The following is an 11,850-nucleotide window of genomic DNA, read 5'->3' on the forward strand; positions in this document are numbered from 1 at the left end:
CACCGTCCAGCGGCTCCGTTGATCTTTACCCAGCCTTTACCCTCGCCTGACCGCCCTTGACCTTGATCTCCCTAGACTGGGCTCATCCGGTAACCACCGGCCCCTGAAAGGAGAGACACCATGCGCAAGACCCTTATCGCCCTGATGTTCGCCGCCGCCCTGCCGACCGTAGCCATGGCCATGCCTGAAGGCGGCCCGCGCCACGACGGCCCGCATCATCGCGGTGACGCGCCTTTCGCCCAGCTGGACCTGAGCCGCGACCAGCGCCAGCAGATCGGCAAGCTGATGAGCGAGCAGATGCAACAACGCCGCGACATCACCGAGCGCTACATGAACAAGCTGCCGGCCGCCGAGCAGAAGGCCATGAAGGACGAAATCAAGGCCAGCCACGACAAGACCGAAGGCCAGATCCGCGCCCTGCTCAAGCCGGACCAGCAGAAGAAGTTCGACGAACTGCAGAAAGAACGCGCCGCGCGCAAGGCCGAGTGGCAGGAGTTCCAGGCCTGGAAGGCTGAAAAAGGCAGCAAGGCCCAGTAAGCTGTACCCCCAATGCCCGGCCCGCTCAGCAGCGGGCCGGGCTTTTGCCATTTCACGGAGGTGCTCGTCTTGCGTTCACTGTTCTGGCGCATCCTGGCCAGCTTCTGGCTGGCCATCGCCCTGGTCGCCGGCCTGTCGATCCTGCTCGGCCACATGCTCAACCAGGACACCTGGATCCTCAGCCGCCACCCCGGCCTGAACACCCTGGCCAGCCGCTGGGTGCAGCATTACGAACAGGAAGGCCTGGAGTCGTCGCAACGCTTCCTTGAGCGGCGCAAGCAACGCTACAAGATCGACGTACAGGTGCTCGACGACAGTGGCGATGCCGTGGTACCCGGCACCTTCCCGCGCCGCGCTGCCGCGTTCGAGGCGCGCCAGCACAACGACCAACGCCGCCTGCCCTGGCGCCGCCTGACCGAGGAATACACCAGCCCCACCAGCGGCGAAACCTACCTGCTGATCTACCGTATCCCCCACCCGGAACTGGCCGCCTGGCACCGCGAAAGCCTGATCTGGCCGCTCAGCGCGCTGGGCATCGCGCTGGTGGTACTGACCCTGTTCAGCCTGCTGGTGACCCTGTCGATCACCCGCCCGCTGAGCCGCCTGCGCGGCGCGGTGCATGACCTGGGGCAGGCCAGCTATCAGCAAAACAGCCTGGCGCGCCTGGCCGTGCGCCGCGACGAGTTCGGCGTGCTGGCCAACGACTTCAACAAGATGGGCGCACGCCTGCAGAGCCTGATCGGCAGCCAGCGCCAGTTGCTGCGCGATGTGTCCCACGAATTGCGCTCGCCCTTGGCGCGCCTGCGCGTCGCCCTGGCCCTGGCCGAACGCGCCGGGCCCGAACAGCGCCAGGCCCTATGGCCACGGCTGACCCGTGAGTGCGACCGCCTGGAAGACCTGATCAGTGAAATTCTGGTGCTGGCCCGGGTCGATGCCGAGCAGGCGCATGCCGAGCCCGTGGACCTCAATGCCGTGCTGGGTGGCGTGCGTAAAGACGCCCAGTTGGCGGCGCCGGATCAGGAAGTGCGCCTGCAGATGCAGCCGGGGCTGACCCTGCAAGGCTGGCCGACCTTGATCGAGCGGGCGGTGGACAACCTGCTGCGCAATGCCCTGCGCTTCAATCCGCTGGGGCAACCGATCGAAATTGATGCCCACCGTGAACAGGAGCGCATTGTCCTGAGCGTGCGTGACCATGGGCCGGGGGTGGCAGAGGAACATCTGGCGCAGTTGGGCGAGCCGTTCTACCGCGCGCCGGGCCAGGAGGCAGCGGGGCATGGGTTGGGCCTGGCGATCGCGCGCAAGGCGGCGGAGCGCCATGGCGGCAGTCTGACGCTGGCGAATCATCCGCAGGGTGGGTTTGTGGCGACGCTGCAGTTGCCCTGTGAGGTCAGCGCTGGCTGACAGATCCTGGGGCTGCTGCGCAACCCTTTCGCCGGCAAGCCGGCTCCCACACCGACCGCAGCAACCCAAGCCACGCGCTAACCCTGTGGGAGCCGGCTTGCCGGCGAAAGGGCCGCGAAGCGGCCCCCGACTAAATCACTCGCCCCAGGCGCTGACGTACTCGGCGGTTTCCAGGATCGGCGCGGTGCGCGGCTCGGCCATTGGCGTGCCGACGTACAGGTAGCCGATCAGCTCTTCGTTCTCGGCCAGCCCAAGCCCCTTGTGCACATGGGCATCGAAGGCCATGTCGCCGGTGCGCCATACCGCGCCGATGCCCTGGGCATGCGCCGCGATCAGGATCCCGTGGGCCGCACAACCGGCGGCCAGGCGCTGCTCGATCTTCGGCACCTTGAAGTGATCCTGCAGTTTGGCGATCACCACGATCAGCAGCGGTGCGCGCAGTGGCATGGCCCGGGCCTTGTCCAACGCAGCCTGGGTGGCATCACCTTTGGCCTGTACCGCTTCGGCGAACAGCTCGCCGAGCTTCTCGCGGCCCTGCCCTTCGATGGTCAGGAAGCGCCAGGGCCGCAGCTGGCCATGGTCCGGCGCACGCAGCGCCGCCTGGAACAGCGCCTCGCGCTGCGCGGCGTTGGGCGCGGGCTCCGTCAGGCGTGGTACGGAAACACGGTTGAGCAATGCGTCGAGAGCCTCCATCGGCTTCCCTCCTGGCAAGTTGAAAGTGCCGCCATTCTGCACCAACCGGAAGGCAACGTGGGAGCGGCGGTGCGCCGATGCGACTTGCCCCGCGATGGCGTCGAGCCGCAATGCATCGCGGGGCAAGCCAGCTCCCACACCCCAATCGTGCGTTTACAAGACCCGGTCCACAGGTAGAATGGCGCCCTTTCCGTTGCGAGTCAGGGCAGATCACATGGCGTTGCCGACCTTAAGGATCATTGGTTTCATCATCGGCATCTTCCTGATCACCCTGGCGGTGAGCATGGTGGTGCCCATGGCGACCCTGGTGGTCTTCGAACGCACCGGCGACATGCCGTCGTTCCTCTGGTCGAGCCTGATCACCTTCGTCGCCGGCCTCGGCCTGGTGGTGCCCGGCCGCCCCGAGCACGTGCATCTGCGCCCGCGCGACATGTACCTGCTGACCGTCAGCAGCTGGCTGGTGGTGTGCGTGTTTGCCGCCCTGCCGTTTTTGCTCACCCAGCACATCAGCTACACCGATGCCTTCTTCGAGAGCATGTCGGGCATTACCGCCACCGGCGCCACGGTGCTCAGCGGGCTGGACAGCATGTCACCCGGCATCCTGATGTGGCGCTCGATGCTGCACTGGCTGGGCGGCATCGGCTTCATCGGCATGGCGGTGGCGATCCTGCCGCTGCTGCGCATCGGTGGCATGCGCCTGTTCCAGACCGAGTCGTCCGACCGCTCGGAGAAGGTCATGCCGCGCTCGCACATGGTCGCCAAGTCGATCGTCGGGGTCTACGTCGGCATCACGGTGTTCGGCAGCCTGGCGTTCTGGTGGGCGGGCATGGGCCTGTTCGATGCGATCAACCACGCCATGTCGGCGATTTCCACTGGCGGTTTCTCCACCTCCGACCAGTCGCTGGCCAAATGGGACATCCCGGCGGTGCACTGGGTCGCGGTGGTGGTGATGATCCTCGGCAGCGTGCCGTTCACCCTCTACGTGGCCACCCTACGCGGCCACCGCAAGGCGCTGATCAAGGACCAGCAGGTCCAGGGCCTGCTCGGCATGCTGGTGGCCACCTGGCTGGTGCTGGGCACCTGGTACTGGGCCACCACCGACCTGCACTGGCTCGATGCCTTGCGTCACGTGGCACTGAACGTCACCTCGGTGGTCACCACCACCGGTTTCGCCCTGGGCGACTACAGCCTGTGGGGCAACTTCTCGCTGATGCTGTTCTTCTATCTGGGTTTCGTCGGGGGCTGCTCGGGCTCGACCGCCGGCGGCATCAAGATCTTCCGTTTCCAGGTGGCCTATATCCTGCTCAAGGCCAACCTCAACCAGCTGATCCACCCGCGCGCGGTGATCAAGCAGAAGTACAACGGCCACCGTCTCGACGAAGAGATCGTGCGTTCGATCCTGACCTTCTCGTTCTTCTTCGCCATCACCATCTGCATCATCGCCCTGCTGCTGTCGCTGCTGGGCGTCGATTGGATGACCGCGCTGACCGGCGCGGCGGGCACCGTCTCGGGGGTCGGGCCGGGCCTGGGCGAGGTGATCGGCCCGGCCGGCAACTACGCCACCTTGCCGGATGCCGCCAAGTGGATCCTGGCCGGCGGCATGTTGCTGGGCCGGCTGGAGATCATCACGGTGCTGGTGTTGTGCATGCCAGCGTTCTGGCGTCACTGAGGGTCAAGCGCGCGCGGTACTCGCTGGGGGTGGCATCGAACCAGCGGCGGAACGCCCGGTAGAAGTTGCTCGGGTCGGCAAACCCCAGCAGGTAGGCGGTTTCCAGCAAGGTGGTACCCGGCTGGGCGAGGTACTGCTCGGCCAGTTCCCGGCGGGTGTCGTCAAGCAGGGTCTGGAAGCTGGTGCCCTCGTCCTGCAGGCGCCGCTGCAGGGTGCGCTGCGACAGGTGCAGGGCCTGGGCCACGGTGTCGCGCTTGGGCTCGCCTTGCGGCAGGATGCGGCACAGCACCTGGCGCACCCGATGGGTGACCCGGCTCTCCGAGAACCGCGCCAGGTACTCGCCGGCAAAACGATCATGCAGTATGGCCATGGCTTCGTTGGCGGTGGGCAATGGCGCCTCCATGTCGGCGCGCTCGAATAGCAGCGCATCATGGGCCGCACCAAATACCAGTGGTGCGTGGAACGCCACCTTGTACGGCTCGATATTCTTCGGCTGCGGGCCCTGGATCAGCACCCGCCGCAACTGGATCGGCCGCCCGCTGAGCCAGCTCGACAGCGCCAGGGCGCACGCCAGCGAGGCTTCCGCGCTGTGCCGGGTGGGCGGCAGGTGGTCGCCATGCACCGTCAGGATCAGCGAATAGCCTTCCGGCCCGAGGCGAAAGCTCAGGTCCGAGCTTTCGGCAATGATCCGCTGGTAACGCACCAGGCGCTCGAAACCTTCGGCCAGGGTGCGGCTGGACATCAGCGCATAACCGACCACATGAAACGAAGCCGGGCGTACCACCCGCGCCATGTTCAGGCCGATGGCTTCATTGCCGGACAGCTCGACCGCCAGTTGCCACAGCCGGGTCATGGCGTCCTGGGGGAAACGCGCATCGGGGTCTTCGAGGGAGGCAAAATCCAGTCCCAGTTGCCTGAACATGGCCGGGCAGTCGAGCCCCTCCAGCTCAAGCGCCTTGACGATCCCTGATGCCCAGCTGGCTGAAGTGGTTCTCTCACTCATGACAGGCTTCTTGTGCTGACCGCTCCTGCGGTGAATCGAAAGGATACTCAATTGGCGCCAATTGTCACTGGCCAGCGCATCAGCTGACTCTAGACTCGATTCAGGCTCCACGCCGTGTATCCTGTCTTCAACAGCAGCTCCGGGAGCACAGCCATGACCAGCACAGCGCAGTTCCGCAGTTTTGCCGAGTTCTATCCCTATTACCTGGGCGAGCACAGCAACCCCACCTGCCGCCGCCTGCACTTCGTCGGTACCAGCCTGGTGATCGCCCTGCTCGCCTACACCATCGCCAGCGGCAAGTGGCTGCTGCTGCTCGCCGTGCCTCTGGCCGGCTACGGTTTCGCCTGGGCCGGCCACTTCTTCTTCGAAAAGAATCGCCCGGCCACCTTCACCCACCCCTGGTACAGCCTGATCGGCGACTTCGCCATGTTTCGCGACATTCTGCTGGGCCGGCTCAGCCTCTGAATAACGGCCCGCAAGGCCAGGTTCACGTCCCCGCCGGCCACTGCCAGGCCCGCCGACATGCCCAACACTGTTGGCATGACCCCGCCCTGAGTAGCCCAAAGGCAATGAACCAGCAAGCCAGCTTCAACCACATGCGCGATGGCACCGCCCAGGACTGGGCGATCATCGCCGATGACTTTCGCGCCTATGCCCGCCAACTGCCACGCCGCATCCTGGCGCACCTGCGCCTGCTCGACGGTGACTTCGGCGGCTTCCCCATCGACCGCCTCAGCCATTCGCTGCAGACCGCCAGCCGCGCCTGGCGTGACGGGCGCGACGAGGAGTACGTGGTCTGCGCGCTGCTGCATGACATTGGCGACACTCTGGGCAGCTACAACCACCCGGACATCGCCGCGGCGATCCTCAAGCCCTTCGTCAGCCCGGAAAACCTTTGGATGGTGGAACACCACGGGATCTTCCAGGGCTACTACTTCTTCCACCACCTGGGCATGGACCGGCACCTGCGCGAGCAATTCAGCGCACACCCGCAGTACCAGCAAACCATCGATTTCTGTGCGCGCTACGATGCCGCCGCGTTCGACCCCGACTATGAAAGCCTGCCGTTGTCGTTCTTCGAGCCGATGCTTGAGCGGGTGTTTGCCCAGCCGAGGCAATCCATCTACAAAGCGGCATTACAAGAATCTGCCTGAACAACCGGGGCTCCTACACAAGCTCCGCCAACCGCTGCGCGACCTCGCGCGCCTGGGCATCGGCGAAACGGTACAGCTCGATCTGCCCGTCCCAATGCTCGATCAGCGCCGTGCACGACTCCACCCAGTCACCGCAGTTGAGGTATTCCACCTCGCCGACCCGGCGTATTTCGGCATGGTGTATATGCCCGCAGACCACGCCCTGGAAGCCTCGCCGGGTGCACTCGTGGGCAATCGCATCCTCGAAATCGCTGATGAAGCTCACCGCGCCCTTGACCTTGTGCTTGAGGTAGGCAGACAGCGACCAGTAACCATAGCCATAACGGGCACGCCAATGGTTGAGCCAGCGGTTGAGCACCAGAGTGAATTCGTAGGCGCGGTCGCCCAGGAACGCCAGCCAGCGGTGATAACGGGTGATCACGTCGAACTGGTCGCCGTGGATCACCAGCAGGCGACGGCCATCGGCGGTGAGGTGTTCGGCTTCGTCCACCAGCTGGATATTGCCGAGGATCAGTTTGGAATAGCGGCGCAGGAACTCGTCATGGTTGCCGGTGACGTAGATGACTTCGGTACCGCGCTTGCTCATGGTCAGCAGGCGGCGAATGACGTTGGTGTGCGCCTGGGGCCAATAGATGCCGCCGCGCAGCTTCCAGCCATCGATGATGTCGCCGACCAGGTAGATGCGGTCGGCCTGATAGCCCTTGAGAAAGTGCGACAGGTGTTCGGCCTGGCAATCCCGGGTGCCCAGGTGCACGTCGGAGATCCACAGGGTACGGACACGCTGCTTGCGTGACGGGCGGACGGTTTCGGCATGGGTCATGGGCAGGCTCCGGCACTGTTTGCTGGAGACTGGCAGGCACAAGTGACAGGTTGGTGGCAGGCCGATGACGACTGATCGCGCCTTGCCCCCAGGCAGCCCGACACTGGGTGTACACTCTTCCCCTGCCCGACGAGGACCCACCATGACCACCGGCCCGCTGCTTTCACTGCGCCACTACCGTGACGAGTTGATCGCCCATAGCCACGAGCACCCGCAACTGGTGTTCGGCCTGCGCGGGCGGCTGGACTTCGAGGTGCAGGGCCAGGGTGCGCGGGTCGATCGCCAGGCCTTGATGGTGGTGCCTGCCGGCGCCCACCACACCTGCGGCAGCACCGCCGGCAGTCACTGCCTGGTGCTGGATGTGCCGGGCGAGCACTGGCTCGGCGAACAGCTGGGGGTGCATGCCGATGCCAGCCGCCGCCTGCTCGACCGCCCCGGCACGCTGGGCCTGGACAACCGTCAGCAGCAGTTGGTGGACTGGCTGGCGACCAGCCCGATGGACGACCCATTGATCGCCCGCCAGGGTGCGGTGCTGTTGCTGGCCAGCCTCAACCCTCGGGCGGGGGCACCGATAGTCGCCAGCAGCCGCCTGCCCTACGCAGCCTTCGACGCCCATATCGAACAGCATGCCGCCTACCCACTGCAGGTCGCTGATCTGGCGCGGCTGGCCGGGCTGTCCAGCGCTCGACTGCATGCGCGTTTCACTGCGGAATGCGGCATGACGCCGATGGACTACATCCGCCAGCGGCGGCTGCTCATGGCCCGGCAGTTGTTGCGCGAGTCCCTGCTGCCAGTGGGCGAGATCGCCGCGCGGGTGGGATACGAGTCGCAGAGTGCCTTCAGTGCGGCGGTGATGCGGGCATTTGGCTGCACACCCTCGGCGTTACGGCGAGAGCCCGGCGATAACTGACGCGAGGCTGGCGACAGACACCGGCGAACCGGCCTTTTACACTGAGCGCCGGTACCAGCCCTATCGCGGGGCAAGCCCGCTCCCACAGTAGAACCTGCCTTTAGCGTGGGAGCGGGCTTGCCCCGCGATAGGGCCGGTAATATCGCGCAAACAACCCAAGGACCACCATGAACCACCGCACCGCCCTCGGCGCCCTGCACATTGGCGCGCTGTTCTTCGGCCTGACCGGCGTGTTCGGCAAACTGGCCGCCAGTGCCAGCCCGTCGATCATCGTCTTCGGCCGCGCCGCCTTCGCCGTGCTCGCCTTGGGCCTGTTCGCCAGCCTGGCGCGTCAGGCCTGGCAGCCTTTGGGCGGGCGCGACCTACGCCGCCTGCTGCTGGGCGGGGTATTGCTGGCGGGGCACTGGGTGAGCTTCTTCGTCGCGGTCAAGGTCGCGGGCGTGGCCATTGCCACCTTGGGCTTTGCCAGCTTCCCGGCCTTCACGGTCATCCTTGAAGGCCTGTTGTTCCGTGAGCGTATCCGTCGCAACGAGGCCGTGCTGGTTGTGCTGGTGAGCATCGGCCTGGTGCTGGTCACCCCTGCTTTCGACCTGGCCAGCGAGGCCACCGGCGGGCTGCTCTGGGCGCTGCTTTCGGGGCTGCTGTTCTCGCTGCTGTCACTGACCAACCGCGCAGGTTCCGGGCGCCTGCCGGCGGTGCAGGCGGCGCTGTGGCAGAACCTGGTGGTCAGCCTGTGCCTGCTGCCCTTCGCCGCCCCGGGGCTGACCAGCGTAGCGCCCATGGACTGGCTGTGGATCGCCCTGCTGGGGGTGTTCTGCACCGGTGTCGCCCACAGCCTGTTCGTCGCCAGCCTGGCGGTGATCAAGGCCCGCACCGCGGCGGTGGTGTTCGGCATGGAGCCGGTCTACGGCATCGCCGTGGCCTGGGTGGTGTTCGCCGAAACCCCCACCCTGCGCATGCTCGCCGGCGGCGCGCTGATCATCTTCGCCATCGTGCTGTCCAGCCGCATGGCCGCCGAGCAGCCGGTGAAACCGCGCGCCGTGGTGGAGAGCGCCTGATCAGCGATCGTTGTGGCCCAGGTCGCGCTCGGGGTCGATCAGGTCGCGCAGCCGCTGCTTGAGCACCTTGGCTTCGGGGAAGCCGCCATCAGCCTTGCGCTCCCACAGTTGCACGCCGTCGCACGTGATGCGGAACACGCCACCGGTACCTGGCGCCAACGCCACCTGGCCAAGCTCGTCGGCGAAGGTGCTGAGCAGCTCCTGGGCCAGCCAGGCGGCACGCAGCAGCCATTGGCACTGGGTGCAGTAGGTAATGACGATCTGCGGTTTGCTGTCGGCCATGTCGGGCATCTCCAGAGGAAGGGCCGCTTATACTAGCGGTCTTTACCGCTGCTTTTGAGACTCACGATGCGCCGCCTGCTGTTATGCCTTTTGCTGACGCTCACCTCCCTCACCCTGTTCGCCGCCGAGCCTGCCAGGCCGAAGGTCGGCCTGGTGCTGTCGGGCGGTGCCGCCCGCGGCCTGGCGCACATCGGTGTGCTCAAGGCCCTGGAGGAACAAGGCGTGCGCATCGACGCCATCGCCGGCACCAGCATGGGCGCGGTGGTCGGCGGGCTGTATGCCTCGGGCTACAGCGTCGAGGAGCTGGAAAAACTGGCGACCACCCTGGACTGGCAGCAGGCGCTGTCCGATGCCCCGCCGCGCGAGGATATCCCGTTCCGCCGCAAGCAGGATGACCGCGATTTCCTGGTCAAGCAGAAGCTGAGCTTCCGCGACGATGGCAGCCTGGGCCTGCCGCTGGGGGTGATCCAGGGCCAGAACCTCTCGCTGCTGCTGGAGAGCAAGCTGGCGCACACTGCCGATATCCGCGACTTCGACAAGCTGCCGATTCCCTTCCGCGCCGTGGCCACCGACATCACCACGGGTGAAAAAGTGGTGTTCCGCCGCGGCCACCTGCCCCAGGTGGTGCGCGCCAGCATGTCGATCCCGGCGGTGTTCGCCCCGGTGGAGCTGGACGGCCGGCTGCTGGTGGACGGCGGCATGACCGACAACATCCCGCTGGATGTGGTGCGCGAGATGGGCGTCGACATCGCCATCGTGGTCGACATCGGCACCCCGCTGCGCAACCGCAAGCAGTTGGCCACGGTGGTCGACGTGCTCAACCAGTCGATCACCCTGATGACCCGGCGCAACTCCGAGGAGCAATTGGCCAGCCTGGCCCGCGACGACATCCTGGTGCAGCCGCCGCTGGCCAGCTTCGGCGTCACCGACTTCGGCCGCGCCCACGACATGATCGACGCCGGCTACCGCGCCACTCGCGCCCTTGACCCGCGGCTGGCGGCGCTGCGCCAGGCCGACGGTGATGCCGGCCTGGCGGTGGCCCGCTCACCCGGCCAGCGCACCCCGGTGATCACTGCGATCAAGGTGGAAAACGACTCCAAGGTCAGCGACGACGTGATTCGTTACTACATCCGCCAGCCGATCGGCGAGCCGCTGCAACTCGATCGCCTGCAAACCGACATGGGCACCCTGTACGGCCTGGACTATTTCGACCAGGTGCAATACCGCGTGGTGCACAAAGGCGACGCCAACACCCTGGTGATCAAGGCCCGCGGCCGACGCGGCGGCACCGACTACCTGCGCCTGGGCCTGAACCTGTCCGATGACCTGCGCGGCGACAGCGCCTTCAACCTGGGCGCCAGCTACCGGGTCAACGGCATCAACCGCCTGGGCGCCGAATGGCTCACCCGCGCCCAGATCGGCGACCAGCAGGAGCTGTACAGCGAGTTCTACCAGCCGCTGGACGTTGGCTCGCGCTACTTCATCGCCCCTTATCTGGACCTCGGTTCACAGAACGTCGAGGCCACGCTGGACAACGACCCGGTGGCCGAGTACCGCCTGGAGCGCTACGGCTTTGGCCTGAACGTCGGGCGGCAGATCAGCACCTACGGCGAAGTGCGCCTGGGCGTGGGCAAGGCCTGGGGCCAGGCCGAGGTGCGCATCGGCGACCAGAGCCTGCCCAAGGTCAGCTTCAACGAGGGCTTCTACGAGCTCAAGTACTCGTACGATACCTTCGACAATGTCTACTTCCCCCATGGCGGCGAGCAGATCGGCCTGACCGCGCGCAAGTACGACCAGTCGCTGGATTCGGACCAGAACTACCGGCAGTGGTTGTTCAACCTGGACAAGGCCTTCAGCAGCGGGCCGAATACCTTGGTGCTGGGTGGGCGCTACGGGCGCACGCTGGATGAGGCCGAAGTGGTGACATCAAGCTTCGTGTTTGGTGGCGCCCGCCAGTTGTCAGGCTTTCGCCAGGACTCGATCTCCGGGCAGAACATGAGCCTGCTGCGCATGGTCTATTACCGCCGCCTGACACCACGCGCCTACCTGCCGCTGGACTTCCCGCTGTACATGGGCGGGTCGCTGGAGCGGGGCCGGGCGTGGAACAACGACAATGAGTTCGACAGTGGCTACATCAATGCCGCGAGCATCTTCCTCGGGCTGGAGACGCCGCTGGGCCCGCTTAACCTGAGCTATGGGGCCAACGATGCGAATGAGCAGGCGGTGTACCTGAATCTGGGGCACACCTTCTAGAAAGCATCGCGGGGGGGAAAAATGCCCCCACCCCACCGCCGCGGTGGGGGGCTTCTCCACCTCTTCTCCG

Annotated in this window: 12 protein-coding genes; 8 read left to right on the plus strand and 4 right to left on the minus strand. The window is 66.0% G+C overall.

All coding sequences use genetic code 11. The annotated features are described in order from the left end of the window. The first annotated feature begins 120 nt into the window (after positions 1 to 120). On the plus strand, positions 121 to 537 hold the full coding sequence (locus tag ACO6VM_RS26240; protein WP_422404025.1) for a Spy/CpxP family protein refolding chaperone: 417 nt from the start codon (positions 121 to 123) through the stop codon (positions 535 to 537). Positions 538 to 549: 12 nt separating this feature from the next. Continuing rightward, a complete protein-coding gene (locus ACO6VM_RS26245; protein ID WP_422404026.1) occupies positions 550 to 1,938 on the plus strand; it encodes a sensor histidine kinase in 1,389 nt (462 codons plus the stop codon). A 135-nt stretch (positions 1,939 to 2,073) separates the two neighbouring features. Here ACO6VM_RS26245 and ACO6VM_RS26250 read toward each other — a convergent pair whose 3' ends face one another. Then, positions 2,074 to 2,631: an NAD(P)H nitroreductase gene (locus ACO6VM_RS26250; protein WP_125465051.1), complete on the minus strand. Its 558-nt coding sequence runs from the start codon at positions 2,629 to 2,631 to the stop codon at positions 2,074 to 2,076. Positions 2,632 to 2,845: 214 nt separating this feature from the next. Here ACO6VM_RS26250 and ACO6VM_RS26255 point away from each other — a divergent pair, with 214 nt between their 5' ends. Beyond that, positions 2,846 to 4,300, plus strand: a complete 1,455-nt coding sequence (locus tag ACO6VM_RS26255; RefSeq protein WP_110991943.1) for a TrkH family potassium uptake protein — start codon at positions 2,846 to 2,848, stop codon at positions 4,298 to 4,300. Here the strand turns inward: ACO6VM_RS26255 and ACO6VM_RS26260 are convergent. Beyond that, positions 4,257 to 5,303 carry an AraC family transcriptional regulator gene (locus tag ACO6VM_RS26260; RefSeq protein ID WP_390967224.1) on the minus strand — a complete coding sequence of 349 codons (1,047 nt, stop codon included), beginning with the start codon at positions 5,301 to 5,303 and terminating at the stop codon, positions 4,257 to 4,259. The genes ACO6VM_RS26255 and ACO6VM_RS26260 overlap by 44 nt on opposite strands. 153 nt (positions 5,304 to 5,456) lie before the next feature. On the opposite strand from ACO6VM_RS26260, the gene ACO6VM_RS26265 reads away from it, so the two are divergent. Together ACO6VM_RS26265 and ACO6VM_RS26270 are read left to right on the plus strand one after the other, a co-directional pair. Continuing rightward, on the plus strand, positions 5,457 to 5,768 hold the full coding sequence (locus tag ACO6VM_RS26265; RefSeq protein WP_401056505.1) for an Mpo1-like protein: 312 nt from the start codon (positions 5,457 to 5,459) through the stop codon (positions 5,766 to 5,768). Positions 5,769 to 5,872: 104 nt separating this feature from the next. Further along, positions 5,873 to 6,457, plus strand: coding sequence for an HD domain-containing protein (locus ACO6VM_RS26270; protein ID WP_125465054.1), 585 nt, complete (start codon positions 5,873 to 5,875; stop codon positions 6,455 to 6,457). 13 nt (positions 6,458 to 6,470) lie between these two features. Here the strand turns inward: ACO6VM_RS26270 and ACO6VM_RS26275 are convergent, their stop codons facing one another. After that, the gene (locus ACO6VM_RS26275) at positions 6,471 to 7,277 is read right to left on the minus strand and encodes a UDP-2,3-diacylglucosamine diphosphatase (RefSeq protein WP_401056509.1); all 807 of its coding nucleotides are present in this window, start codon (positions 7,275 to 7,277) and stop codon (positions 6,471 to 6,473) included. A 142-nt stretch (positions 7,278 to 7,419) separates the two neighbouring features. On the opposite strand from ACO6VM_RS26275, the gene ACO6VM_RS26280 reads away from it, so the two are divergent. Both ACO6VM_RS26280 and ACO6VM_RS26285 read left to right on the plus strand, forming a co-directional pair. Next, the gene (locus ACO6VM_RS26280; protein ID WP_422404027.1) at positions 7,420 to 8,187 is read left to right on the plus strand and encodes an AraC family transcriptional regulator; all 768 of its coding nucleotides are present in this window, start codon (positions 7,420 to 7,422) and stop codon (positions 8,185 to 8,187) included. 167 nt (positions 8,188 to 8,354) lie between these two features. Beyond that, positions 8,355 to 9,245 (plus strand): DMT family transporter, encoded by an 891-nt coding sequence (locus ACO6VM_RS26285; RefSeq protein ID WP_110991949.1) that lies wholly within the window; start codon positions 8,355 to 8,357, stop codon positions 9,243 to 9,245. On the opposite strand, the gene ACO6VM_RS26290 is transcribed toward ACO6VM_RS26285, so the two are convergent. Continuing rightward, on the minus strand, positions 9,246 to 9,527 hold the full coding sequence (locus ACO6VM_RS26290) for a SelT/SelW/SelH family protein (protein WP_110991950.1): 282 nt from the start codon (positions 9,525 to 9,527) through the stop codon (positions 9,246 to 9,248). It abuts the gene before it with no gap. 66 nt (positions 9,528 to 9,593) lie between these two features. Here ACO6VM_RS26290 and ACO6VM_RS26295 point away from each other — a divergent pair, with 66 nt between their 5' ends. Continuing rightward, on the plus strand, positions 9,594 to 11,780 hold the full coding sequence (locus ACO6VM_RS26295) for a patatin-like phospholipase family protein (RefSeq protein WP_401056515.1): 2,187 nt from the start codon (positions 9,594 to 9,596) through the stop codon (positions 11,778 to 11,780). Positions 11,781 to 11,850: the final 70 nt, after the last annotated feature.

Source organism: Pseudomonas sp. GZD-209, assembly GCF_049310485.1.
Lineage (GTDB): Bacteria > Pseudomonadota > Gammaproteobacteria > Pseudomonadales > Pseudomonadaceae > Aquipseudomonas > Aquipseudomonas sichuanensis.